26 protein-coding genes are annotated in these 26893 nt (G+C 37.0%); 22 read left to right on the top strand and 4 right to left on the bottom strand.

Annotated elements, in window-relative coordinates:
- Positions 1-60 precede the first annotated feature (60 nt).
- The 15 genes from AC3WJF_RS18235 to AC3WJF_RS18165 all read left to right on the top strand — a co-directional run bounded on the left by AC3WJF_RS18235 (position 61) and on the right by AC3WJF_RS18165 (position 14615).
- Complete coding sequence (locus AC3WJF_RS18235) at positions 61-354, top strand: EthD family reductase (protein ID WP_492454753.1); 294 nt, start codon at positions 61-63, stop codon at positions 352-354.
- Positions 347-1123 (top strand): enoyl-CoA hydratase-related protein, encoded by a 777-nt coding sequence (locus AC3WJF_RS18230; protein WP_492454741.1) that lies wholly within the window; start codon positions 347-349, stop codon positions 1121-1123. The genes AC3WJF_RS18235 and AC3WJF_RS18230 overlap by 8 nt, the downstream gene beginning before the upstream one ends.
- 13 nt (positions 1124-1136) lie before the next feature.
- A complete protein-coding gene (locus AC3WJF_RS18225; protein ID WP_492454740.1) occupies positions 1137-1910 on the top strand; it encodes an enoyl-CoA hydratase-related protein in 774 nt (257 codons plus the stop codon).
- A 13-nt stretch (positions 1911-1923) separates the two neighbouring features.
- Positions 1924-2787 (top strand): 3-hydroxyacyl-CoA dehydrogenase, encoded by an 864-nt coding sequence (locus tag AC3WJF_RS18220; protein ID WP_492454738.1) that lies wholly within the window; start codon positions 1924-1926, stop codon positions 2785-2787.
- Positions 2787-3986, top strand: a complete 1200-nt coding sequence (locus AC3WJF_RS18215; RefSeq protein ID WP_492454736.1) for an acetyl-CoA C-acyltransferase — start codon at positions 2787-2789, stop codon at positions 3984-3986. The genes AC3WJF_RS18220 and AC3WJF_RS18215 overlap by 1 nt, the downstream gene beginning before the upstream one ends.
- Before the next feature lie 234 nt (positions 3987-4220).
- A complete protein-coding gene (gene paaX / locus AC3WJF_RS18210; RefSeq protein ID WP_492454734.1) occupies positions 4221-5114 on the top strand; it encodes a phenylacetic acid degradation operon negative regulatory protein PaaX in 894 nt (297 codons plus the stop codon).
- A gap of 24 nt (positions 5115-5138) precedes the next feature.
- Complete coding sequence (locus AC3WJF_RS18205) at positions 5139-6083, top strand: NAD(P)H-dependent flavin oxidoreductase (RefSeq protein WP_492454732.1); 945 nt, start codon at positions 5139-5141, stop codon at positions 6081-6083.
- 486 nt (positions 6084-6569) lie between these two features.
- Positions 6570-7571 (top strand): ABC transporter substrate-binding protein, encoded by a 1002-nt coding sequence (locus tag AC3WJF_RS18200; RefSeq protein WP_492454730.1) that lies wholly within the window; start codon positions 6570-6572, stop codon positions 7569-7571.
- A gap of 15 nt (positions 7572-7586) precedes the next feature.
- Positions 7587-8636, top strand: a complete 1050-nt coding sequence (locus AC3WJF_RS18195) for an ABC transporter permease (RefSeq protein ID WP_492454728.1) — start codon at positions 7587-7589, stop codon at positions 8634-8636.
- The gene (locus AC3WJF_RS18190) at positions 8614-9414 is read left to right on the top strand and encodes an ABC transporter ATP-binding protein (RefSeq protein WP_492454726.1); all 801 of its coding nucleotides are present in this window, start codon (positions 8614-8616) and stop codon (positions 9412-9414) included. Before AC3WJF_RS18195 ends, AC3WJF_RS18190 begins: the two co-directional genes overlap by 23 nt.
- Before the next feature lie 97 nt (positions 9415-9511).
- The gene (locus AC3WJF_RS18185) at positions 9512-9907 is read left to right on the top strand and encodes a thioesterase family protein (RefSeq protein WP_492454724.1); all 396 of its coding nucleotides are present in this window, start codon (positions 9512-9514) and stop codon (positions 9905-9907) included.
- A 159-nt stretch (positions 9908-10066) separates the two neighbouring features.
- Positions 10067-11176: a Leu/Phe/Val dehydrogenase gene (locus AC3WJF_RS18180; protein WP_492454723.1), complete on the top strand. Its 1110-nt coding sequence runs from the start codon at positions 10067-10069 to the stop codon at positions 11174-11176.
- Between the two features lie 41 nt (positions 11177-11217).
- On the top strand, positions 11218-12288 hold the full coding sequence (gene pdhA / locus AC3WJF_RS18175) for a pyruvate dehydrogenase (acetyl-transferring) E1 component subunit alpha (RefSeq protein WP_492454751.1): 1071 nt from the start codon (positions 11218-11220) through the stop codon (positions 12286-12288).
- A gap of 11 nt (positions 12289-12299) precedes the next feature.
- Complete coding sequence (locus AC3WJF_RS18170) at positions 12300-13283, top strand: alpha-ketoacid dehydrogenase subunit beta (RefSeq protein ID WP_492454750.1); 984 nt, start codon at positions 12300-12302, stop codon at positions 13281-13283.
- Positions 13284-13442: 159 nt separating this feature from the next.
- Entirely contained in the window at positions 13443-14615 is a 1173-nt protein-coding gene (locus tag AC3WJF_RS18165; protein ID WP_492454721.1) for a dihydrolipoamide acetyltransferase family protein, read from the top strand.
- Positions 14616-15036: 421 nt separating this feature from the next.
- Here AC3WJF_RS18165 and AC3WJF_RS18160 read toward each other — a convergent pair whose 3' ends face one another.
- Positions 15037-16341, bottom strand: a complete 1305-nt coding sequence (locus AC3WJF_RS18160; RefSeq protein WP_492454719.1) for an NCS2 family permease — start codon at positions 16339-16341, stop codon at positions 15037-15039.
- A 426-nt stretch (positions 16342-16767) separates the two neighbouring features.
- Here AC3WJF_RS18160 and AC3WJF_RS18155 point away from each other — a divergent pair, with 426 nt between their 5' ends.
- Complete coding sequence (locus tag AC3WJF_RS18155; protein WP_492454717.1) at positions 16768-17400, top strand: HAD family hydrolase; 633 nt, start codon at positions 16768-16770, stop codon at positions 17398-17400.
- Between the two features lie 233 nt (positions 17401-17633).
- Here AC3WJF_RS18155 and AC3WJF_RS18150 read toward each other — a convergent pair whose 3' ends face one another.
- Together AC3WJF_RS18150 and AC3WJF_RS18145 are read right to left on the bottom strand one after the other, a co-directional pair.
- Positions 17634-18632 (bottom strand): inorganic phosphate transporter, encoded by a 999-nt coding sequence (locus AC3WJF_RS18150; RefSeq protein WP_492454715.1) that lies wholly within the window; start codon positions 18630-18632, stop codon positions 17634-17636.
- Between the two features lie 12 nt (positions 18633-18644).
- On the bottom strand, positions 18645-19265 hold the full coding sequence (locus tag AC3WJF_RS18145; RefSeq protein ID WP_492454748.1) for a DUF47 domain-containing protein: 621 nt from the start codon (positions 19263-19265) through the stop codon (positions 18645-18647).
- Positions 19266-19622: 357 nt separating this feature from the next.
- On the opposite strand from AC3WJF_RS18145, the gene wrbA reads away from it, so the two are divergent.
- The 5 genes from wrbA (at position 19623) to AC3WJF_RS18120 (ending at position 25172) form a co-directional block, all read left to right on the top strand.
- Positions 19623-20234, top strand: a complete 612-nt coding sequence (wrbA, locus tag AC3WJF_RS18140; RefSeq protein ID WP_492454713.1) for an NAD(P)H:quinone oxidoreductase — start codon at positions 19623-19625, stop codon at positions 20232-20234.
- A 237-nt stretch (positions 20235-20471) separates the two neighbouring features.
- Positions 20472-21026, top strand: a complete 555-nt coding sequence (locus AC3WJF_RS18135) for a GNAT family N-acetyltransferase (protein WP_492454711.1) — start codon at positions 20472-20474, stop codon at positions 21024-21026.
- 267 nt (positions 21027-21293) lie between these two features.
- Positions 21294-22481 carry a CaiB/BaiF CoA transferase family protein gene (locus AC3WJF_RS18130; protein ID WP_492454709.1) on the top strand — a complete coding sequence of 396 codons (1188 nt, stop codon included), beginning with the start codon at positions 21294-21296 and terminating at the stop codon, positions 22479-22481.
- Between the two features lie 13 nt (positions 22482-22494).
- Positions 22495-23706, top strand: a complete 1212-nt coding sequence (locus tag AC3WJF_RS18125; RefSeq protein WP_492454707.1) for an acyl-CoA dehydrogenase family protein — start codon at positions 22495-22497, stop codon at positions 23704-23706.
- A 14-nt stretch (positions 23707-23720) separates the two neighbouring features.
- Positions 23721-25172, top strand: coding sequence for an NAD-dependent succinate-semialdehyde dehydrogenase (locus AC3WJF_RS18120; RefSeq protein ID WP_492454705.1), 1452 nt, complete (start codon positions 23721-23723; stop codon positions 25170-25172).
- 45 nt (positions 25173-25217) lie between these two features.
- Here AC3WJF_RS18120 and AC3WJF_RS18115 read toward each other — a convergent pair whose 3' ends face one another.
- A complete protein-coding gene (locus AC3WJF_RS18115; RefSeq protein WP_492454704.1) occupies positions 25218-26120 on the bottom strand; it encodes an RluA family pseudouridine synthase in 903 nt (300 codons plus the stop codon).
- A gap of 261 nt (positions 26121-26381) precedes the next feature.
- On the opposite strand from AC3WJF_RS18115, the gene AC3WJF_RS18110 reads away from it, so the two are divergent.
- On the top strand, positions 26382-26786 hold the full coding sequence (locus AC3WJF_RS18110) for a DUF5365 family protein (protein ID WP_492454702.1): 405 nt from the start codon (positions 26382-26384) through the stop codon (positions 26784-26786).
- The last annotated feature ends 107 nt before the right edge of the window (positions 26787-26893 follow it).

Raw genomic sequence — 26893 nt, 5'->3', positions numbered from 1 at the left:
GTTATTCCTGAAAACTACAATCTATACAAAATAAATCATAAAAAGGAAGGATGTATGACAATGTATAAAATGATCGCTTTATTTAAAAAACCAGAGGACACAGAGAAATTTGACCAATATTATTTTGAAACACATATGCCAATAACAGAAAAAATTCCAGGACTTAAAAAAGTAGAAATCACAAAAATGTCAGGTTCAAGTCCCTATTACTTAATGTGTGAAATGTATTATGACAGCAAGGAAGCCTTTAAAGAAGCATCCAAAACGGAGGAAGCAAAGGCATCAGGTAAGGATGTAATGGGCTTTGCAGGGGATCTTGTAACATTCATGTTTGGTGAAGAAGTAAATGGCTGAATATAAGTACATACAAGTTGAGACTAGAAATCAGCTCGGCTTGGTCATACTTAATCGTCCAAAGGTATTGAACGCCTTAAATCGCCAAATGGTTTCAGAGATTGTACGGGCATTAGAAAACTTCGAACAAAATGAAAATATTCGTGTGATGGTTATTTACGGTAATGGAAGAGCGTTTGCTGCGGGTGCGGACATTGATGAAATGGTTGCTGATAATCCAGTCAGCCTTGAACTTTTAAACCAATTTGAGGATTGGGACCGACTTTCACTTCTAAAAAAGCCAGTTATTTGTGCAGTGCATGGATTTGCCTTAGGAGGAGGATTTGAATTAGCACTAGCTTGTGATTTATTATTTGCAGCAGAAGATGCTAAATTTGGGTTTCCTGAGGTGAATTTAGCCGTTATGCCCGGGGCTGGTGGAACGCAAAGACTCACAAAGCTAATTGGGAAGACGTTAGCCTTAGAATGGCTATGGTCAGGAGAAATGAGGAATGCTGATGAAGCATCCCGATTAGGAATAGTAAATAAATTATTTCCAAAAGAGGTGTTGTTGGAGGAAACGATTCATTATGCCGAGACGCTTGCGAACAAAGCTCCTCTTTCTGTACGTCTAATAAAAGAATCTGTTTCTAAAGCAGTAGATTATTCCTTATACGAAGGAATGCAATTTGAAAGAAAAAATTTTTACTTACTTTTTGCATCAGATGATCAAAAAGAAGGTATGAATGCGTTTATGGAAAAAAGAAAGCCGAATTTTAAAGGACAATAAAGGTGGGAATAGGATGTTTGAAACGATTCTTTATGAAGTAAGAAATCATGTGGCATGTATCACCATGAATCGTCCGGATAAATTAAACGCATTAAATGCAAAAATGAAAGAAGAAATCACGAAATCATTAAGCGTCGCAGCAAGTGATAAGGAAGTAAGAGCAATTGTTATTACAGGTGCTGGTAGAGCGTTTTGTTCTGGTCAAGACCTTCAAGATGTTGAGGTAAATGCCGATTATGGAGAGCATATAAGAAAGTATTATAATCCGATGGTAAGACAAATAGCATCCGTGGAAAAGCCGATTATCGCAGCTGTAAATGGAATTGCCGCTGGTGCTGGTATGAGCCTTGCCTTAGCATGTGACTTCAGATTAGCTTCTTCAAAAGCTAGTTTCATAGAAGCTTTCATTCATATTGGTTTGGTGCCTGATACCGGTAATTTTTATTATCTGCCGAGAATTGTTGGTCATGCAAAAGCAATGGAATTAGCTATACTAGGTGAAAAAATTTCTGCTGAGACTGCGAAAGAATATGGGCTAGTCACTAATGTCATCGTAATGGAAAACTGGGAACAGGAAGTAGTAGCTTTTGCCGGAAAGTTAGCAAATATGCCAACGAAAACAATTGGTTTAATAAAAAGATATATGTATCAAAGCTGGGATTCCAATCTTAATGAAATGCTTGAAAAGGAAGCCCATGCCCAAAAAATTGCCGGGCAAACACTCGATCATAAAGAAGGGATTGCAGCCTTCATAGAAAAGAGAAAACCTCAATTTCTAGGGGAATAAGGAGGTAAATTGGTTGATACAACACATATGCGTAATTGGCTCTGGTGTTATGGGAAGAGGAATAGCCTATACTGCAGCTATTAGTGGATTTTCCGTTCATTTATATGATGTAAATGAACAGGCGCTTTCCCATGCCCAAGCAGAAATCGAGGAGATTTTTTCGAAAGGAATCGAACGTAGGAAAATTACTCCTGATCAATTGATGAAGGCAAAAAACAACCTTATATATGAAACAGACTTTGAAAAAGCTGCCGCGGCAGCAGATTTAATTATCGAAGCAGTCCCAGAAAAAGTAGAAATTAAGAAAAAGGTGTTTGAAATGATGGATGCGCATGCTCCAGAAGCTTGCATCTTTGCATCGAATACTTCAACGATGAGTCCAACAGAATTAGGTTCTTTTACAAAAAGACCAAGTAAAGTGATAGCCATGCATTTCTTTAATCCTGTTCATAAAATGCCGCTTGTGGAAATCATTAAAGGATTGGAAACTAATGACGAGACAGCTAAATTAATCAAATCTACCGCTGAAAAAATGGGAAAAGAAACGGTTATTGTCAACGAATTCCCTGGTTTTGTCACTAGTAGAATAAGTGCTTTAGTTGGAAATGAAGCATTTTATATGCTGCAGGAGGGAATTGGCACACCGGAGGACATTGATAAAGCGATCAAATTCGGCTTGAATTATCCAATGGGTCCATTTGAGTTAGTGGATCTAGTTGGCCTTGATACTAGACTTAACAATCTGCAATATTTACACAAAACACTTGGTGAAAAATACCGACCTGCACCACTGCTCATTCAATACGTGAAGGCAGGACGACTTGGTAGAAAATCGGGCAAAGGGGTATATGATTACACCAATAGGAGTGATAGATAATGGAAACGGTCGTTATTGTGGACGCAGTTCGAACTCCGATTGGAAGATACAAAGGTGCTTTAAAAAGCATTAGGCCAGATGACCTTGGAGCAATTGTCATTAAAGCATTGCTGGAAAGAAATCCAAACGTTCCTGTTCATGAAATAGAAGAAGTTGTATTAGGCAACGCAAATCAAGCGGGGGAAGATAATCGCAATGTTGCACGAATGTCAGCTTTATTAGCAGGCTTGCCTGTTGAGACGGCAGCGACTACCCTAAATCGTCTTTGTGGATCTGGACTTGATGCCGTTAATTATGCCGCTAGAGCCATTGCTTTAGGCGATGGTGACATCTTTATTGCTGGTGGAACGGAAAGCATGACGAGAGCTCCCTTTGTCATGGGAAAAGCGGAATCAGAGTTTCCACGTGGAAATATGGAGATGTATGATACAACGATTGGCTGGCGCTTTGTGAACCCACGTTTGAAAGAGATGTATGGGACCGATTCCATGCCGGAAACAGCAGATAATGTTGCGAAACGGTTCCATATATCACGCGCGGAACAAGATCTCTTTGCTTACGAAAGTCAGATGAAAGCGAAAAGGGCTGTTTCAGAAGGGGTGTTTTCCGAAGAAATAGTACCTGTTATGGTAACGGATAGAAAAGGGAATCAGACAGAGGTGTTTTTAGATGAACATCCGCGACCTACAACAACACTCGAAGGGTTAGCGAAGTTAAAACCACTATTTGAAGGCGGAACTGTTACAGCTGGAAATTCTTCCGGCGTAAATGACGGCGCATCAGCTTTATTATTGATGAGTGAGAGAAAGGCAAAAGCACTTGGTTGTAAGCCGATAGCGAAATATAGAAATAGTGCGGTTGCAGGATTGGAACCCGCTGTCATGGGATTAGGTCCTATATATGCCACAAGAAAAGTGCTAAATAGAACAGGTGCAACCCTTAAGGATATTCAATTGGTAGAGTTGAATGAGGCATTTGCCTCTCAATCGCTGGAATGTATTAAGCAATTACAAGTTAATCCGGATATAGTGAATGTAAATGGCGGTGCCATCGCATTCGGGCATCCATTAGGTGCAAGTGGTGCCAGAATCTTAACAACGTTAATCTATGAAATGAAGCGAAAGAATGCGGAACTTGGTCTTGCAACGATGTGCATCGGTGTTGGCCAAGGAATTGCAACGATAGTGGAAAATATATAAAAACCTTCAAACAAGTTGTAGATGTTGGCCTACCTACTATAACTGCGCTGTTATTCGGCACTTCTAAGAATTGCTCAAGTAGGTAGACCAACCATTATTTTTTTATAGAAAAAACGGAAATAGTGGGAAATTGCTGTTCATTGTCGATATGTTATGAGTTTGATAAAATGCAAGAACGATGAAAAACTTAGAACTAAGACAAAATAAGATGAAAAAAAGGTAGTGAATGCAAACATGAACAGCAGTTTAAATACAAGATCGATGATATTTACTTTGTACGGGGATTATATTCGACATTATGGAAATGAAATATGGATTGGCAGCTTAATAAGGTTATTGAAGGAATTTGGACATAATGAACAAGCTGTTAGAGCCGCCATTTCACGCATGTACAAACAAGGCTGGGTAAATTCACGAAAAGAAGGGAACAAAAGCTATTATTTTTTGACAGCACGCGGAATTGACAGGATGGATGAGGCAGCAAAGCGTATTTTTAAGCTGAATCCGGAAAAATGGGATGGTAAATGGCGAATGCTGATATACTCGATTCCCGAAGAAAAAAGAAATATTCGTGATGAATTGCGCAAAGAATTAATATGGAGTGGATTTGGTTCTGTTGCAAATAGCAGCTTTATCTCCCCAAATGATTTAACGAAACAAGTATATATGTTAATAGATAAATATGGGATTAAAGAGTATGTACATTACTTTATTGCGGAATATTGCAGTCCTCGAGAGAATCAAACATTAGTAAAAGAATGCTGGGATTTAGAGGATATTAATGAACATTATAAGCAGTTTATCGATTATTACAGTAAAAAGTATTCGGATGATAAACGAAAAATTGCTAATAATCAAATGTCACAAGCGGATTGTTTTGTAGAAAGAACGAAGCTTGTTCATGAATATAGAAAGTTTTTATTTATCGATCCAGGACTACCTGAGGAACTGCTTCCAGATAAATGGCTAGGAAGTACGGCTGCTAACCTATTTACTGATTATTATCGTGAACTAACAGAACCAGCATGCCACTTTTTTGAAGCAGTCTTTAAAGATGGTAATGAATTATCCATGAAAGATAAGGAATACGATATGTTTAACCATCCTCTGATTATAGAAGAATCATAATAACTCACATGCGGGGGCAGTCATATGAATCAAGTAACAACACTTCTTGGTATAGAGAAACCAATCATTCAAGGTGGGATGGGGAATATTAGCAATGCCATACTTACCGCTGCGGTTTCAGAAGCAGGAGGCTTAGGAACAATTGGAACAGGAACTATGAATCTGTCAGAAATTGAAAATATTATCGTAGAGACAAAACAGCTGACAAAAAAACCTTTTGCCGTGAATATCCCTGTTTCAGTTCATCCTGAAGTAGAAAAAATAGTAGATCTAATTATCAAACATGGTATACCAGTTGTGTCATTATCTGCTGGAAACCCGGCACCCTTTATTCCAATTTTGCATGAAAACCAAGTGAAAGTAATGGTTGTAACCGCAAGTATTAAACAGGCAAAGAAAGCGGAACTTGTAGGAGCAGATATTATTGTCGTAGAAGGGGTTGAAGCAGCAGGAATAAATTCACCATTTGAAACTACGACCATGACCTTAGTACCACAAGTTGTTGACTCTGTATCGGTTCCAGTCATTGCAGCCGGAGGTATCGCAGATGGAAGAGGTATGTTAGCTGCATTTGCATTAGGAGCAAAAGGGGTGCAAATGGGCACTAGATTTGTAGCTACAAAGGAAGCACCATTTTCTAATGAATATAAAACGAGAATAATAGAAGCATCAGATAATAGCACAATTGTCATGGGGCGTTCATTTGGAAGGGTAAGAAGAGTATTAGATGGCTCTTTCGCCAAGTCTATTTTAGCAAAGGAAAAAAACGGCTTAGCTTTACATCAATATGAGGAATTAACAACTGAGGCATATCATCGTAACGGGGCGATCGCTGGGAATGAACAAGAAGGATTTATGAATAGCGGTCAAATTGCTGGTTTAATAAAAACAATTCCAACTGTAAAGGAAGTCATTGATTCCATGTTGGAGGAATACAATACAAAATTAATGTATTTATCAACCTTTTAAAATTTTCCTAGTGCAAATAGAATATTTGTAATATTTCAAATTGAATTGACCATTATTCATATAAAGTGTTAATATAACGTTAATGACACGCTAGCTTTTATTTCGTGATAATGGTGTACAGCATGTTAATAAAAGCATATTACTTAATTAAACAAGAAAATGAAACCGTTTCCAATAAAAGGGGGGATTCAATAATAAAGGAAATAATCGGATATTCCCACATTTGTTCCTGGGGGAGACAGGTAGTGGGATTTAGAGTTTAATTGGTTTTACATTCAATTCTCATTCAACAGGGCTATTTTCAGAACAAAATGTTACTTCTCGTTCTTTGTTAAAATACTGAAACAGTATAGTTTCGGGGCATTTTTTCTTAAAGAAATACTTTTGAACAAGCGTAAACTAAGAAATTTTTAAGGTTATAGCTTTTATTAAGTAACAAAGTTTAAGAAAAAAGCCTTCAAATACTTATTTTAAAGGGGTACTGGAATGATGAAATGGAAAAAAACCGCTGTTGTATTATTAAGTACTATTTTATTAGCTGCTTGTGGATCAAAAACATCGACACCTCCATCATCGGGAGGTCAAGGAAATAAGGAAGGTTCAAAGGAAAAAACGTATACCATCGGAGTTACCCAGATTGTCGAACACCCATCACTAGATGCAGCATTTGAAGGCTTTAAAAAGGCATTAGAAGATGGCGGGATAAAGGCAGAATATAATGTACAAAATGCACAAGGAGATAATAGTGCAAATACCACCATCGCAACGAATTTAGTTAATTCAAATGTCGATCTCATCTTCGCAAACTCTACACCAAGTGCTCAGGCAGTAGCAAGTAAAACGAAAGATATTCCGATTGTCTTTACATCTGTCACGGATCCAATTGGAGCGAAACTTGTTTCCTCTTTAGAGAACCCAGGCGGGAATATTACTGGAACAATCGATACCCATCCAGAAGCAATTCCAAACACCTTGAAATTTATGAAAGAAATGCTGAATATAACGAAAGTTGGTATGGTTTATAACGCAGGTGAACAAAATTCACGTGCACAAGTAGATAACGTTAAGAAATTAGCAAAAGATTTAGGGTTAGAAATTAAGGAAGCTTCTGTTGCAACCTCTGCTGATGTCAAACAAGCAACAGAATCTTTGGTAGGCAAAGTCGACGGATTATATATTATTTCTGACAATACCGTTGTATCAGCTTTAGAATCTGTCATTTCCGTCGCCAATAAAAATAAACTTCCGATGATGGCAGCTGAATTTGATTCCGTTAAAAAAGGTGCCTTAGGTGCATATGGCTTTGAATATTATGATATTGGCTATGAAGCAGGGCAAATGGCAGTCAAAATATTAAAAGGCGAAAGTAAGCCTTCCGATATTCCTGTTCAAGTTCCACAAAATCTTAAGCTAGTCATAAATGAAAAGACAGCAAAAACCATCGGAGTAGAAATTAAAGATGATTGGAACGCAGAAACTACTGAATAAATAGGAGATGGTTCGATGTTTGCAACGATCTTTGGATCACTTGAGCAAGGAATCATCTATGCAATTCTAGCACTTGGAGTGTATCTTTCATTCCGAGTGCTGGATTTTCCTGATTTAACGGTTGATGGAAGCTTTGTTACCGGTGCAGCTGTTGCGGCAACGATGATTACTTTTGGATATAATCCTATTTTAGCCACTGTTTTGGCCTTAGTTGTCGGTTTTGCTGCAGGAAGTATTACAGGGCTTTTGCACACAAAAGGAAAAATAAATCCTCTCCTTTCAGGAATTTTAATGATGATTGCCCTTTATTCTATTAATTTACGTATTATGGGACTCACTACTGAAACCTCTGTAGGAAGACCAAATATTCCATTATTAAATTCTGATTCTGTTTTTACGATATTTCAACAGCTTTGGACTCCTTTAGGGATAGATGGCTGGATTAATAACACACTTGGAAAAATAGGAATTCAATATCTTCCTTCAATATGGAGTACCCTTTTCCTTATGATATTAGTGACATATATTGTGAAAAAGTTGGCCGACTGGTTTTTGCAAACAGAGATAGGTCTTGCGATAAGGGCTACAGGGGATAACCAAAGAATGATCAGGAGCTTTTCGGCTAATACAGATTCATATATTGTGATATGCCTTGGTATCTCCAATGCACTCGTTGCATTTGCGGGGGCGTTATTTGCTCAATATTCCATGTATGCAGATGTCGGAATGGGAATCGGGATGATTATTATTGGTCTTGCCTCTGTTATTCTCGGAGAAGCAATTTTTGGTACGAAAACCATTATTAGAACGACTATGGCGGTTATTTTTGGTGCCATCATTTATCGAATCATTTTTGGTGTCGCCCTTAGGTTGGGAATTTTAGATCCAGGAGATATGAAGCTTATAACTGCAATTATCGTCGTTTTAGCGTTAATTCTTCCGAAGGTAATTGAAAAGCAGCGTGAAAAAAGAAGAAAATCAAAGAGGCATATGGAAAGGATGGCAGCATTACAAGCAGATGTAAGGAAAGAGGGGGAGTCAGGTGCTACAGCTCAATCAGATTAGCAAGCTATTTAATGAATCTACCCCAGATGAAAAGATTGCTTTAGATCGAATCAATTTAAGCTTAAAAAAAGGAGACTTTTTGACTGTAATTGGTAGTAATGGTGCTGGTAAGTCCACTTTAATGAATATGATATCAGGCGTCCTTACACCTGATGTCGGCACCATTCATATAGATTCAGAAGATGTAACGAAATTGCCAGAATACAAGAGATCAAAATTAATTGGCAGAGTGTTTCAGGACCCAATGGCTGGTACCGCCCCTACGATGACAATTGAAGAAAATTTGGCAATGGCATATTCAAGAAATCAAAAACGAAGACTCCGAAGAGGTGTGGACAAAAAGAGAAGAGAGCTCTTTAAAGAATCTCTTGCCATTTTACATTTAAATCTAGAAAACCGTTTAAATGCAAAAGTGGGATTATTGTCTGGCGGTGAAAGACAAGCATTATCATTATTAATGGCCACTTTTACAAATCCATCTATTCTCTTGCTTGATGAACATACAGCTGCACTTGATCCTTCGCGTGCCAAGCTGATTACCGAGCTTACAAAAGAATTGGTGGAAAAAGATCAATTAACGACCATTATGGTGACACACAATATGCAGCAAGCATTAGATTTAGGTAATCGATTAATTATGATGGATAAAGGGCAAATCATTCTTGAAGTGAATGAGGACGATAAGAGAAATCTTTCGATTGACCAATTAATGGGAGAATTTCAAAGAATACGTGGGACCAAAATGGCCAGTGACAGAGCGCTATTATCGATAGATTAATAGATATTAGTTTTTTGTCCACGGCAAGAGTAAGTTTCTACCAACTAGCGAATTAGCAAGGAGATTACGCATTTGTTATTAGAAAAGAGGTGATGCAATGAAAAAAGGCATGGAAATTGGTCAAACAGCTACCATTTCATTTGCAGTTACACCGGATATGTTTGCCCAGTTCGAAGGTAATGTGATTCATAAGGCATATTCTACTGTTTCCATGGTTTATCACATGGAATGGGTGTCACGGAAAATCATTCTGCCCTACCTTGAAGAGCATGAAGAAGGGATCGGCGGTGCGGTCCATGTAAAACATATTGCACCAACTACGGAAGGCACGGTTGTAACCGTAAAAGCTACTTTAACCGAAATAATCGAAAACGTAATTATTACAAAAACAGAAAGCTGGACGGAGAAGGGGTTAATTGGGAAAGGGGAGGTAAAACAAGTCATCCTTCCAAAAACTCAAATTCAGGAAAGATTAGAATCCTCCGTGATGTAAGGCCCTTCTCTTAAACTTAATTGCTTTATATGAAAACTTTGTAAAAAAACTTTTTAAAATAACGGATAGAAATATGAAATTGGTGACTTAGCAATTTCTTCCCATCACATATTGATCATTTTACTTTTAACTTGTAACTTCCAGAAAGGGGAAAATATTATGGATTTATTTAAAGAGATAAAAAGCCATGAACAAGTAGTATTTTGTAACGATGCTAGGACTGGATTAAAGGCAATAATTGCAATACATAACACAACACTGGGACCTGCAACTGGCGGATGTAGAATGTATCCATATAAATCATTTGAAGACGCACTTAATGATGCGCTAAGACTTTCAAAAGGTATGACTTATAAATGTGCTGCAGCGGATTTGGATTTTGGAGGAGGGAAAACAGTCATCATCGGCGACCCAGCCAAGGACAAAACACCAGAATTGTTCCGGTCACTTGGTCAATATATTGATTCATTAAATGGGCGTTACTATACAGGGACAGATATGGGAACAACCCCAGAGGATTTTGTTCATGCTATGAAAGAAACGAATTGTATTGTCGGATTACCTGAGGAGTATGGAGGCAGCGGGGACTCGTCTATTCCAACAGCACACGGTGTTATTTATGGCATAAAAGCGACAAATGAAGTATTAGACGGGACAAAATCAATTGGAAATAAAGTTTATGCTATCCAAGGTCTTGGGAAAGTTGGCTTTAAGGTGGCAGAGCAATTATTAGAAGAAGGTGCTAGCCTCTATGTTTCCGAAATTTATCAAAAATCGATTGATGCTTTAATCGAACGCGGCAAAGAAATCGGCAATACTTCTATAAAAGTTGTTTCTGGAAGTGATATTTACGGGGTAGATGCGGACCTTTTTGTTCCTTGTGCACTAGGCGGAATTATTAATGACGAAACGATAGAGTTGCTAAAAGTAAAAGCTATTGTTGGGTCTGCCAATAATCAATTATTAGATGATCATCATGGAGATGTTTTATTAAAAAAGGGAATTCTCTATGCACCTGATTATATCGTCAATGCTGGTGGACTCATTCAAGTATCTGACGAATTATATGGACCAAATAAACAGAGAGTGATCAAAAAAACAAAGGCAATATATACCTCGTTGCTTGAAATTTATCGTGCTGCCGAAAATGAGCATATCTCAACCGTTCAATCTGCAAATCATTTTTGTGAACAGCGCTTAGAGGCAAGAAAACATCGCAATAGTTTCTTTTCACATCATAAACGTCCGAAGTGGGAAGTGAGACATTAATTCTTTGTAAGGGGGTTCCCACTAAAAAGGAGGATGGGCGAATAGTGAAGGATTTTCAAACAAAGCAATATTTAGATGAGAATGGAAGGGTTTTAAATAATGAAATAAAAAATTTAATTACAGATGAACTTGCTCGTACATTATATGAAAAAATGTTGTTAGTTAGATCGTTTGACCGCAAGGCGGTGAGTTTACAAAGGCAAGGCAGACTTGGAACATATGCGCCATTCGAAGGCCAGGAAGCATCCCAGGTTGGAAGTGCCTTTGCCTTGCAGGAAGATGATTGGTTGTTTCCGACGTACCGTGATCATGCGGCAAGCATGACGTTTGGACATTCCTTAACAACGATTTTCTTATATTGGAACGGTAGAGTGGAAGGGTGCGTACCACCAGAAGGAAGAAAAATATTTCCACCTGCAGTGCCGATAGCAACGCAGCTTTTACATGCTACTGGTACAGCATTAGCAGAGAAGTGGAAGGGGACCCAAAATGCCTCGATTGTTTACTTCGGTGACGGAGCAACATCAGAAGGCGATTTTCATGAAGGCTTAAACTTTGCCAGTGTATTTAAAGCGCCTGTAGTATTTTTTAATCAAAATAACCAATATGCAATTTCTGTTCCAATCCATAAACAGATGAACTCGGAAACCATTGCACAAAAGGCAGTGGCATATGGAATTCCTGGTGTCCGACTAGATGGAAATGATATTTTTTCCGTATATTTTGAAACGAAAAAAGCATTGCAAAGAGCTAGAAATGGCGAAGGACCAACTCTTATAGAAGCAGTCACATGGAGATATGGCGCTCATACAACTGCAGATGATCCGACAAAATATCGCAATCAAGAAGAAAGTAAATCAAAAAGAGAAACATCGGATCCTGTCCTGCGCTTAGAACGATATTTAAAAAATGAGGGATTATGGGATGAAGATTGGCTTGTTCAGCTTCAAGATCAAGTAGACGAAAAAGTTGAAACAGCAATCAAAGAGATGGAAGCTTTCCCTAAACCGGATGTAAATGATTTATTTAATCATGTCTTTGCAGAACCAACTTGGACTATTCAAAAGCAGAAGGATGATTATTACGAATACTTAAGAGGGGTGAGCAGGTGAGTACTGATGTAATGAAGACCCAAAAGCTCTCTTTAGTGCAGGCGGTTACAGACGGTTTGCAAACAATGATGCGTGAACGCAAGGAAATCATCGTTATGGGGGAAGATGTCGGCCGTAATGGCGGAGTTTTCCGTGCAACCGATGGTCTAATCGATGAATTTGGAGAAGAACGTGTAATCGATACTCCTTTAAGTGAGTCAGGGATTGTTGGAACAGCAATCGGCCTTGCAATTAATGGTTTTTTACCTGTCGTGGAAATCCAGTTTCTAGGTTTTATTTATCCAGCTTTTGAACAAATAATGGTACATGCGACGAGGATTCGCATGCGGACGATGAGTAAATTTCATGTTCCACTTGTAATTCGTGCACCATATGGAGCAGGAGTTAAGGCACCAGAAATACATTCGGACAGTATGGAAGCATTATTCACACATATGCCGGGAATTAAGGTTGTTTGTCCATCGAATCCTTATGATGCAAAGGGATTGCTTATTTCTAGCATTGAGGATCCGGATCCTGTTCTATTTTTGGAATCATTGCGTTCTTACAGGGCATTCAAAGAAGAAGTTCCAGTTGGTAAATATACCGTTGAAATCGGCAAAGCGAACCTCTTAATGGAAGGTGAAGATGTTACGATTATCGCTTGGGGTGCGATGGTGCCCATTGCAATGAAAGCAGCTGAAAAGGCAAAGAATGAGGGAATCGGCTGTGATGTCATAGATTTACGCACCTTATATCCTTTGGACCATCACATGATTGCAGAATCTGTCCAAAAGACCGGTCGTGTGGTTGTTGTGCATGAGGCGCATGCTACGAGTGGGTTAGGTGCAGAAATTATATCCGTTATTCAAGAAACCGCCTTTCTTTATTTGAGAGCACCGATTGAAAGAGTCGCTGGTTTTGATGTACCTGTCCCTTTTTATTCACTGGAAAATCATTTTCTACCTAATGAAGGCAGGATTACAAAGGCGATTGAAAAGGTTATAAATTTTTAAAGGAATGGCTTTGTTAAACAATTATGTTGCTGCATTTAACCGCTATTGGTGCATATGATCGATTAGTTATTCATTTAAATAAAACCACTTACATGTAAAACAGGGCTCTTAATCAACATCGAACATTAACATTGCCAAAAAAGAAAGAAGGTGACAATATTGGTCGAGGTAAAGCTGCATGATATTGGCGAAGGAATGACAGAGGGAGAAATTTTAACCTATTTTGTGAAAAAGGGAGATAGAGTTAAAAGTGATCAGCCTCTTGTAGAGGTGCAAACAGATAAAATGACCGCAGAGCTTCCGTCACCTATATCTGGAGTAGTTAGCGATATATTAATAGAAGAAGGAACAAATGTAACGGTTGGGACAACCATTTTAATCATTGAAACAGATCAAACACAATCTAATCATCCGCCTAAATCGGAAAAACCTTTACCTAAAAAAAGGATTATTGCCGCACCGCATACTAGGAGAATCGCTAGAGAGCTTGGAGTAGACATAGAAAAAGTAGAAGGAAGCGGTCCAATTGGCAGGGTTACGGATGAAGATATTTATAAATTTTTAAATAAGACGAAAAGCCCTTCTCCTCAGATAGAAGTTAAGGTGGAAGAACCAGTAAAACAAACTCAGCCGTTAACAATTGATCAAGAGGAGATTCCGTTTAAAGGGAGAAGAAAGCAAATTGCCGCAAAAATGACAAAGTCACTTTATACTATCCCACATGTGACACATTTTGAAGAAGTGGATGTAACGAAATTACTTTCTTTAAAAAATGAATTAAAAGCAGATGGAACTAATATTTCCGTAGCGGCATTTTTTATCAAGGCAATTTATCTAGCATTAAAGGATTATCCAATTTTCAATTCCGTTTTAGATGAAGAAAAAGAAATCATTCAATTGAAAAGAGAATATAACATTGGAGTTGCAGTGGACACAAATGAAGGTCTAATTGTACCTGTCATCCACAATGTTGAACAAAAGACGCTAAAAGCAATCCATCAAGAAATGAAGCAATATATTGAGAAGGCACAACATAACCAGCTAACGAGGGAAGATATTACAGGTGGTACCTTTACGATCAGCAATGTTGGTCCACTAGGAGGAATCGGGGCAACGCCGATTATTAATTACCCTGAATCTGCTTTAGTAGCATTTCATAAAACAAAAAAGCGGCCAGTGGTCATTAATGATGAGATTGTAATTCGTTCGATCATGAACATTTCAATGTCATTTGACCATCGCGTAGCAGACGGTGCAACTGCAGTAGCTTTCACGAATCGTCTTGTCAGTGTGCTTGAGAATCCCGCAAAAATGCTTTTAGATTTGAAATGAAAGTAAAAGTACAGTAAATTCTTTTGTGAGTTATGTACTTTTTCCATTTATAGAAGAAACGTCTAGATCATAAGAATGTATGATCTAGACGTTTTTTAAAGATAAGAATGTACAAAATTTATTATTATATAAATTATTTAACCTCATAGTCCTTGTCTAGCTCCAGGTGAAATTTGTACTTCAATTTCAATAGCGCCTATCGGCTAGCGGATTTCTCCGTCTCCTCCCTACGATAAGTCAACATCAGGTGAAATTGGTACTTCAAATTTCACTCGGTGAAAATGGTAGTTCAATTTTCAATAGCTCGTGAACTACCTCAGCACGGTTTCCTTTATTTCAGTCGAAGACTACTCAGGTGAAATTAAACTGCAAATTTCACTCATCCATACGCCGATGGGCAAGGCGCTTACGCTTTTCTTACTTAGTGTGGTACAAATGCAAGCTGCAGAATAAATAACACAGCAAATAAATATACAAGCGGATGGACTTCACGCCATTTCCCCTTAACAACCTTTAGAATTGGGTAAGAAATAAAGCCTAGTGCAATACCTGTTGCGATACTAGAAGTTAACGGCATACTTAAAATAATTAAAAACGCTGGGAATGCTTCGTCGATTTCATTCCATTTAATATGGGCGACGTTGCCAATCATTAAACTTCCTACAATAATTAATGCAGGAGCAGTAATTGCAGATAAACTAGATACTGCACTTACAAGCGGACTAAAAAAGGAAGAAATAATAAAAAGTATCGCTACAATAGTTGTAGTTAATCCTGTACGACCACCAGCAGCCACACCAGCTGTCGATTCAATAAATGCAGTTGTTGGACTCGTTCCGAAAACAGCACCAATCGTTGTTCCGATAGAATCCGAAAGTAATGCCCGACGCGCACGTGGCAATGTTCTCCCTCTCATTAGACCTGCTTGCTCGGCAACCCCTACCATCGTTCCAGTCGTATCAAAAATGGTTACAAGCAAAAATGAAAAGACGACGGCATATAAGCTGTGGTGGATAACATCACCAAAAGCGCTTATAGGGTTATCAATCATAAAATGTGGAAGAGAAGGCTTTCCGACAAACCCTTTATCAAACTTTAATTTCCCGGTGAAAAATGCAATGATTCCAGTAAAAATCATGCCAATAAATAATGCACCAGGAATATTTCTTGCAAACAAAATTAAGGTAATAGCAAGTCCGACTAATGCCAGGATGGTTAATGGATCATGCAAATCACCAAGTTTAACTAGATTAGCTTTATCCCCAACAATAATTCCTGTTTGTTTTAATCCAATAAACGCAATAAAAAGTCCAATACCGGCTGTAATTCCATGCTTTAAATTTTCTGGAATAGCTTCAATTAGCTTTTGGCGAAAAGGAGTTAAAGATAGGATGATAAAAATGATACCTGCTACAAATACCGCAGAAAATGCAGTGGTATAGGAAACATGTCCATGACTTCCTACAACAGAGTAAGCGAAGTAGGCGTTCATGCCCATCCCTGGTGCAATAGCAATTGGATAATTTGCACATAGTGCCATCCACAATGTTCCTATTACAGTGGCAATAATCGTAGCCATAAAGACATCGTTAAAGGGAACTCCTGCATCATGTAGAATAACAGGATTGACAATAACGATATATACCATCGTTAAAAAAGTAGTGAGACCTGCTACAACTTCAGTTTTAGTATTTGTGCCATTTTCTTTTAATTTAAATGAAATCATATAATACCTCCAAAAACACGAACAATTATTACAACAGTTATTATATTATTCGTTTTTAGGTGAATGAGCAATAGTTTTTATTGTAGTTTTTCCAATTAACGCGAAAAAATGTTGATTAATCAAGGCTCTTTTCTTAACCTATGCTGCTTTTTATACTAAAACACTTGGTTAAAAGCTTATTTTTGTTAAAAATGAATAGAGTTTATAAGAAAAGATGCCCCTAAGTCAAGCATGCTTAGGTTTTAAAACAAAGACGAATAACCACAATCAATATAAAAACACCATTTATCAAATGAACAAAACAAGAACAATTGTGTTTCGTTTAAAATTTGCTGGAAAGAATGTTATAATCGTTTAATCTTATTAATTAAATAACAGGCTTTTTTCTTAAACTTAAAACAGACAAATATTCAAAAGGGGAAGAAAATGAAAGCTATTATCTTTGATTTTGATGGGACTATGATCGATACTGAATCACTTTGGTATGAAATGTCGAAGGAAATATTAGAGAATGATTTTGGTTTCCAACTGCCATTGGAGAAGTTCGCAACCTTTATCGGAACCAGTGACGAAGAATTACTTCAATACTATTTTGAAGAAGTTGGTCAATCTTTTATTAAAGAAGAATTTACTGAAAAACTAGAAGCACTTATGAATCAAAAAGCAAAATCCTTAGATATGAGGCCAGGATTCATGCCATTCTTTCAGCAGGTGAAAGATTCAGGCATGAAGATTGGGTTAGCAACGAGTTCCTCAAGAGCATGGGTAGAGCCATTCTTACAAAAGTTTCAAATATTAGGGGATTTCAATGCGATTTGTACGAGCGATGATGTTACGAAAGTAAAACCAGATCCACAGCTCTATTTACAAGCATTAGAGAAATTAGGGGTTCATGCTGGAGATGCTATAGCAATAGAAGATTCTGTTAATGGATCTACTGCAGCATTAAAGGCAGGTATAAAATGTATAGTTATTCCTAATCCGATCACTAAGTATTTAACCTTTGATGAAAAAATCATGCAGTACGGTGATTTTGAAAGCATTAAACTATATGAGTGAAAGTGGTGAAAATAAGCATGCAAGGAAATAAGGAAGAAAAAATATTAGTCATTGTCATGTTTGTTGTAGCTATTCTTTTATTATTTACGATTATCCGCAAGTTTCTGTTTTAAGCAATAAGTAAAAAAGGCACAAAATGTGCCTTTTTTACATGATAAGAAAATATAAAAATTCTCATCATAAATAATTTTTAAAATTTTGTCATTGTCAAGCTCCAGCGTCACGCGCTTTTCTTACATGAAAATGTTGAGAATATAATAAATAAGAGCTGAGAGTATAGCTGTTATTGGTAATGTAATGATCCAAGTAAAAACTATTCTTCGGGCAGTATCCCATTTTACTCCTTTTACGCGATGTGCAGTACCGACTCCAAGAATAGAGGAGGAAATTACATGAGTACTACTGACCGGTAGGTGTATAAATGTTGCACCAAATATAATCATGGCGGAGCTTAAATCTGCCGCTACACCATTGATAGGCTTAATCTTCATGATTTTCCCGCCGACCGTTTTGATAATTTTGTATCCCCCTATTGAAGTACCCAATCCCATTGCAGTCGCACAGGAAACTTGTACCCAAAAAGGGATATCGGTACCAGAAATCATATGGCTGGAAATCAATGCTAATGTAATTATCCCCATGGATTTTTGTGCATCATTTGTACCATGACTATATGATTGAATTGCTGCGGTTAATATTTGTATCAAGCGGAAATTTTTATTCGTTTTTGCTAAATTAAAATTTTTAAATGCAACTTTGAAAATACTGTAAATAATAAACCCAATAATAAATGCAAGGACTGGAGAAATAAGTAAGGCTTCAAGAATTTTGATAAATCCTTTGTAATTGATAGATAAGAAACCGGCTGCAGCAATTGCTGCGCCAGCTAAGGCCCCGATAATTGCATGGGAGGAACTGCTGGGAATTCCAAAGTACCATGTTATAAGATTCCAGGCGATCGCTGCTATTAATGCAGCAAGGATGACAATGGATCCATTATGTATGGTATATGGATCAACAATGTCCTTTGATATTGTTTTGGCTACCCCGGTAAATGTCAAGGCGCCTAGGAAATTCATAATTGCCGCTAGAAGGATGGCATGTCTTGGTTTTAAAGCTTTCGTTGAAACCGATGTTGCGATTGCATTCGCAGTATCATGAAAACCATTGATGAAATCAAAGCCAAGGGCAAAGATGACTGTAAGCAAGGTTATGATAAAAACACTATCCATTGTGTACGCTCCTTATGCGTTTTTCATAATAATGGTTTCTAGTATGTTTGCGACACTTTGGCAATCATCCGCAATATCCTCTAGATTTTCATATACTTCTTTGTATTTAATTAAACGAATAGGGTCTTTTTCTTTTTGGAATAATTCCTTTATGGATTCACGTAAAATATCGTCACACAACGACTCATACTCTTTTATTTTAATAGCATGTGGACGCATGTTTGGAAGCTTTTTATTGAAAAGAAATTCAATTGCTTTTTCAATTTCTTTTGCACAATTAAGGATTGCTTCCACAAACTTATACATATACTCATCTGCATGCAAAATCACATATACCTCGAAAATAAAAGCACAGTGCTCCAATCCATCAAGGACATCGTCTAAACTGTTCGTTAAAGTTAGTAAATCTTCTCGTTCGATTGGTGTAATAAATGCATCATTTAATTCCATGATCATTTCATGGACATATGCATCTCCTTTTGTTTCATATTCTTTCATTTTTTGTGCAAATTCTTTTAAATTACTTTCATCATTTAGTTTGTAATCGGCAAAATAATTAGCACTCTCATGTAAATTCCCAGCAATATTCTCTAATAAAACCGCAAATTTATCCTTTTTATTTTTAAATACCATCATTTATCCTCCTGAAAAGCTTGGTTTACCAAACGTATATATTTTAGCTGATTTTTCGATAAGATAAAAGAAAAAAGTCCAATAAGCTATTAATGTATTTTAGTTTTACACAGTAAGAATAAAAATACACTTATTATTTATTGGTATAAGGCATGTTAGTTGACGCAAAAAATTAATAGTTTTAAAAATATCTCTAATTCAAGTTAATTGAATTCATCATGTGGTTTTTGAGGTAAAGGAAACTTATCAAACCTCTTCATTAAAAATTAAGATTGTAGGGATAAGAGATAGCATTTAATAAAATATTATTAATGTTGTTTACCTGCAATAAAATTTATCTAAAGAAGGAGCTTTCACATGACAAATGTAAATTTAGCAATTATTTACTATAGTTCAACAGGAACGAACTATCAACTTGCAAAATGGGCTGAAGATGCAGGAAAAGAAGCAGGTGCCGAAGTTAAATTATTAAAGGTAGAAGAGCTTGCACCAGCTGCTGCGATTGAATCCAACCCAGTTTGGAAACAACATTATGATGAAACACAAAATGTACCTGTTGCAACAGCAGCAGATATTGAATGGGCAGATGCAATTATTTTCAGCGCTCCAACACGTTTCGGTAATGTTCCATCACAAATGAAACAGTTTCTAGACACATTAGGCGGGGCATGGGCACAAGGGAAAACAGTGAATAAAGTAGTAAGTGCAATGGCTTCAGCAGGTAACGCTCATGGTGGCCAAGAGCAAACAATTCATGCTATTTATACTTCTATGATGCACTGGGGAGCTATCATTGCAGCACCTGGCTACACAGATCCATCTATTTATGCTGCTGGTGGAAACCCATATGGTACAAGCGTTACACAAGGTCAAGATGGCAAAATGGTAGAAGACGTTCAAGCTGCCGTAAAACACCAAGCAAAACGCACTGTTCAAGTTGCTGAGTGGGTAAAATCTGGCCAACAATAATATAGGATTTTAAACTCTCGTCTTTTTGAGTGATTTAAGTGTACAAAAATATCAATAAAAGGTTCAAATCAAATATGATTTGAACCTTTTATTTTTGTTATTTCAATAAGATTTTTTAGTAATTAGCGTATAAATTAGAACCATAATTGGGATAAATGATATTCTTTTATTCCATTTTTAAAAATTAATTTATAATAATGTAAAAGTCTTTATTGCTATAAATTAGGAGGGATTACAGTGGGAGAGGTAGGATTAACGAAATTTGAATTTTTGAATGGAGAAAATTTTGTTGTAAGAACAGCTTTACCAGAAGATGCGGACAAAGTTATGACATTTAATAAAACTATTATGGGAGAAGCACCTTATTTGCTAACTACAGAAGCTGAATTTAAGACAACAAAAGAACAACAAAAACTTTTTTTGCAACAATTATATGATGATAGTGGGAAATTAGCTATCTTAGCAGAATTTAGAAACGAAATTATAGGATTTTTGGATTTTCACAATGGACACAGACAACGAATAAAGCATCAAGGTTCATTTGGTATGAGCGTAAAAAAAGAATATAGAAATCAAGGAGTAGGTAAAGCCTTATTAAAATCACTTTTGGAATGGGCTGAAAACAATCCATTATTAGAAAAAATTTGTCTTGAAGTTTTTGCAGATAATAAAGGTGCAATAAACCTTTACAAGAATTTTGGTTTTGTTGAAGAAGGCGTCAAAAGAAAAGCAATAAAGAAATCCGATGGTAGCTATCACGATTTGATAATAATGGCATTTTTCCTAGTTTAAATTTACTCATTCCTACCTATTATTTCGCTTAATCCGTAGCAAAATAGAAGCATAAGATGTGCTAATTGCACCTCTTTTACAATGGTCATTTACAATTTTATACTTCAAATCTTACTCGTAACTTTTTAAGATACGAGTTTTTTATTGTTATGAAACTCTTACTCCAAAAAAGTATTGGCATAATTTTGGAGCTAACCTCGTAAATATAAAAATGAAGGAAACTGTTTTTTTATTTGGTCAAGCTTTCTAATAAAGAGGTGATGGAATTTGGACGGAGCATTAGCTGGGATAAAAATTTTGGATTTTACGAGGGTACTGGCTGGGCCGCTATGTACGATGATTTTAGGAGATCTAGGAGCAGAAGTAATAAAAGTAGAGGCACCAGGGGGAAGTGATGATACTAGGGATTGGGGCCCTCCTTTTCAAAATGGAATAAGTGCTTATTATTTATGTGCTAACCGAAATAAAAAAAGTTTAACAGTCAACCTAAAATCGGAAAAAGGGTTGGAAATGATAAAAAGGCTTGTTTTACAAAGTGATGTGGTGATTCACAATTTTAAAACAGGAACAACGGAGCGACTTGGATTAGGGTATGAGACCCTCTCACAACTAAACCCGAAACTAGTATTTTGTTCTATTACTGGATTTGGGGAAACTGGTCCATATAAAAATTTAGCAGGATATGATTATATCGTACAAGCAATGAGTGGGTTAATGAGTATTACCGGATCAAATGAATCTGGTCCACAAAAAGTAGGAATTGCTATCACAGATATTTTAACCGGCCTTTATGCCTGCAATGGTATTCAAGCAGCACTCTTCGAAAGGCAGAAATCTGGCACCGGTCAAAAGCTAGATATTTCCCTATTTGATTCGGGAATCAGTGCACTTGTTAATATTGCTAGTAATTATTTGATGACCGAAAAACTTCCAAGATTACTAGGAAACTTGCATGCGAATATCGTACCTTATCAAACCTTTGATACGAAAAACGGAAAGATGGTAATAGCTGTAGGAAATGATCGTCAATTTGAAAAGCTCTGTCATATTCTCGAACTAGATAATCTACACAATGACCCTAAATTTAAAGCGAATGCGAATAGAGTAGAAAATCAAGAAGAATTAATTCCTATTTTACAAAATGGTTTACTTAAACAACCAACCGAATACTGGTTAAAAAAATGCAATGAACACAGTATACCATGTGGTCCTATTAATAATCTGGAAATGGTGTTTCAAGATCCACAAGTGAGTGCAAGGGAAATGATAATAAATTTGGATCACCCGACAGCAGGTGAAATTAAATTAGTCGGTAGTCCGTTAAAATTGTCCAAAACACCGGTCGAAATTACGAAACATCCTCCAATGGCTGGTGAACATACACAGGAAATTTTACATTCTCTAGAATATTCAGAACAGGAAATCTCGCAAATGATAGCGAACAAAATAATATAGGAGAGTGATAGAAATGAATTTTGATTTTACTGAGGAACAGGAATTGTTAAGAAAAACGGTAAGAAGCTTTGTCGATAAAGAAATCATGCCTTTTATCGGTGAATGGGATTCTAAAGGACATTTTGAACCAAGGATTATGCAAAGGTTAGCAGACCTTGGGTTAATGGGAGTTTGTATTCCAGAAAAGTATGGTGGAGGTGGTATGGATTACAATGCATTAGCCATCGTTTGTGAAGAGTTGGAAAGAGGCGATACTGCCTATCGGACAGCTGTATCTGTACATTCTGGACTGAACAGTATGACGCTCCTTCAATGGGGAACAGAGGAGCAAAAGAATAAATACCTTGTTCCGCAAGCAATAGGGAAAAAGATTGGAGCCTTCGGTTTAACAGAGCCGGGTGCAGGTTCGGATGTAGCAGCAATTAATACTACAGCAACAAAAGATGGAGATTTCTATATTTTAAACGGGCAAAAAACATGGATTTCCTTATGTGATGTAGCAGATCATTTTATCGTATTCGCTTATACGGATAAAAGTAAAAAGCATCATGGAATATCGGCGTTTATTGTGGAAAGAACACTGGACGGCTTTTCATCAAAGGCAATCAAAGGAAAGCATGGTATTCGAGCGGGAAATACTGGTGAAATCTTTTTTGATCATATTAGGGTTCCTAAAGAAAATTTATTAGGTCAAGAAGGAGAAGGGTTTAAAATTGCGATGTCTGCACTGGATAATGGAAGATTCACAGTTGCAGCAGGTGCGTGTGGACTCATTATGGCTTCCTTAGAAGCATCTCTTAAATATTGCCATGAAAGAACAACCTTTGGGAAGGAAATCGGAAGACACCAGCTAGTCCAGCAAATGATTGCGAATATGGAAGCTGGTCTCCAGATTTCAAGACTCCTCGTCTACCGTGTGGGTGAATTGAAAAATCAAGGAAAACGAAATACAAGAGAGACATCTCTTGCTAAATGGCAAGCTTGTGATTATGCCAATAAAGCTGCAGATGATGCGGTGCAAATTCACGGAGCATATGGATATTCTGACGAGTACCCTGTTGCACGATATTTAAGAAATTCGAAAGCCCCAGTTATTTATGAAGGTACAAGAGAAATCCATACCATTATGCAGGCTGAATATGCACTAGGATACCGAGTGGATAAACCTTTAAACAAACGACTACCTTCATGGCCATTTATAGAGGCCGCTGTGGAATCAAAATAAAGAGGGGGATGGAAATGCAATTAGATGGTCAGCATATAAAAAGTTTATATATTGACGGCAATTGGAGTGATTCCCAAAGTGGAAACCAAGTAGATGTTGTAAATCCTTCTAACTTGAACAAAATAAAAGCTGTTTCTTATGGAAATGGTTCAGACGCTAAGAAGGCAGTAGAATCGGCGAAAAAAGCATTTCCATATTGGGCTAATTTGTCTGCGAGGGAGCGTTCCAAATATTTGTATTCCGCCTATACATTGATGATGGAAAGACTTGAAGAGCTTGCAAGAGTTTTAACGCCGGAACAGGGAAAGCCGCTTGCCGAGGCGAGAGGAGAAATTGCATCTGCTGCAAGTTATTTGCAATGGTATGCGGAGGAAGGAAATCGTGTGTATGGAGAAATAATTCCATCCTCGAATAAAGGAAAGAGGCTATTTGTCGTTCCACAGCCAATTGGCGTTGTTGCTGCCATCACACCTTGGAATTTTCCATCCTCGATGATTACGAGAAAGCTCGGTCCGGCACTCGCAGCAGGATGTACAGTTGTATTGAAACCAGCGGAACAAACGCCGCTGTCAGCTATAAAGATTGTCAAAATATTTGAAGAGGTCGGATTGCCAAAGGGTGTTTTGAATCTAGTTACCGGAGACCCGGCCGCCATTGGCAAAGAATTCATGAGTAACCCAGATGTCCGTTTAATTACTTTTACAGGCTCCACAGAGGTTGGAAAATTACTAATGAGAGGCAGTGCAGATACTGTCAAAAAACTTTCATTAGAATTAGGAGGTCACGCACCTATCCTTGTGTTTGACGATTCCGATCTTGAACAGGCGGTCAAGATGACCATCATGAGTAAATTTAGAAATTGTGGCCAGACATGTATATGTGCCAATCGCATCTATGTGCAGCATTCCATTCAAGAGGAATTCACTTCGAAATTAATGGAACAAATTGAAGCAATGAAAATCGGAGATGGCTTGGATAATCAAGTAAATATCGGTCCATTAATTGATGAAAATGCCTTACAAAAAGTCAAACACCAGTATGAAGACGCAATTTCAAAAGGTGCCGTCACCGCATTAGGTGGAAGGGTGTACAAGGAAAAGCTTGATGGATACTTTTTCGAACCTACCGTTTTAACCAATGTCTCCAGTCAAATGAAAGTGATGAATGAAGAAACATTCGGACCGTTATTACCTATACAACCATTTGAAACAGAGGAAGAGGTAATTGAATTAGCAAATCATGACAAGTATGGTCTTGCTGCTTATTTATTTACCGAAAACTTAAACCGTGCAATAAGAGTAATGGAACAACTAGAATACGGAATTGTCGGGATTAACGATGTATTCCCTGCAGTAGCAGAAGCCCCATTTGGAGGTATAAAACAATCCGGTCAAGGAAAAGAGGGCGGTCGCGAAGGAATCATGGAATTTATGGAAATGAAGTATGTTTCGATGGGTATAAAATAATAGGATAGTTTGTGAAAAGAAATCGGATAATTTTCCGATTTCTTTTCATATCCCTGAGAATATTGGAGGATCATCTATAAATGGTGCAATGCATTCGATTTTTTTCTCTGTAAAGGGATGAGTGAATACTAGTTTTCGAGCATGGAGTGCCTGCCTTTTAAATATCGGTTTACCTCCATATAAAACATCTCCAGCAAGTGGATGTCCTATTGAACTTAGATGGACTCTAATTTGATGAGTTCTTCCAGTATCTAAATTGCATTCAATCAACGATAGTTTTTTGGATGAAAAAGTTTTTACTAATTTATAATGGGTAACTGCTTTCTGACCATTTCTAGAGACACGTCTTCTTGTTGGATGATGCCGATCACGACCAATGGGCTGATCAATGACACCAGTGCGATTTTTGATCATACCTTGTACAATGGCAAGGTAAGTACGCTTTATTGCTCTTTCATTTAACATGCGGTCAAGTAATGCATGGGAAAAAGCATGCTTAGCAAATAAAACAGCCCCGGTTGTATCCTTATCAAGCCGGTGTACATGACGAACACGACGCTGAACTCCTTGTTGTTTAAAATGATATGCTACTGCATTAGCTAATGTATGTAATTGACCCGCCTCATTAGGATGGGTTTCTATTCCAGCGGGCTTATTGACAACAAGAAGATGCTCATCCTCATACAAAACATCTATTTCAATAGCATCAGGGATTACCCCAAAATCATCTTCCTGAAGCAAAGAAATTTGTAAAACATCACCAGTTTGAAGCGGACGTTCCCATATAGCTTTTTCTCCATTTACTATAACACTTTTTTCCATCCGGAATTGATGGATCATTTTTTTGGGAGCTTTCCAAATCTCTCTAAAGAGTTCATCAACCTTAATCTTATCCCATTTTTCTGGTATTTTCATCTCGAACCAATTATCACTTTTATCCAATTTCATTTGAAAGTCCTTTCACATGGTCATAATTACCACGATTTAGCCGCTTTTTTCTATGTTATCCTTAACATAATTACATGGCTATATTAGAAAAAATTGTTGTTTTTTAGGTCATTATTGAAAATCTAAACATTATCTAGTTTCAGGGCATCTTTTCTAAAGAACTATACATTATTATGCTCACCTAAGATTTTCGATAAAGAAAACAATGCTTTAAAGAAAAAAGCCATTATTAGGGGAAATTTCAATAAGGGTGGGTTACAATTGAAAGTAGTTTTTGCATCTACAAAAGAACAAGAAGAGAAAATACAAGAACTAACTGACTTTATGTATTCATTTATTTTTCCGAACTATTATGATGATGTTGAAATAGCAAATTTTAAAAAAATTAACGTATTACACATTTCAAAGCGACACTTTGAATATTTTAGTACGTTAAAAGAATCATATCAAGTCATAACAAGCTTACAAACAATCATTTCTATTTTAGAGTATAAACTTTATCATCCGTTAGATAAATATTATGAAGATATCTTTAATCATAATGTTGCAGTATTAGAGGAATATGATATCTTCTATCCATTTTATTATTGTCAATTTAATGCGGATGTTAATTCGAAGTTTTCCTTAAGTATATATAAAAAAGCTGCAAATGAGCTATTAATTTAAAATCCGCCTACTGGGAGCGGGTTTTTTTATTTATGGTTTCGAAAACCCCTGGCTATGCCGGGGGTTCTAAAGAGCTTCAAGCGTGGTATTAAAAAAACCTCACTTCA

It is taken from the genome of Heyndrickxia sp. FW510-T9 (assembly GCF_058781025.1).
The sequence above is the reverse complement of the archived record's forward strand: the minus strand, read 5'-3'. Positions and strand labels throughout refer to the sequence as shown.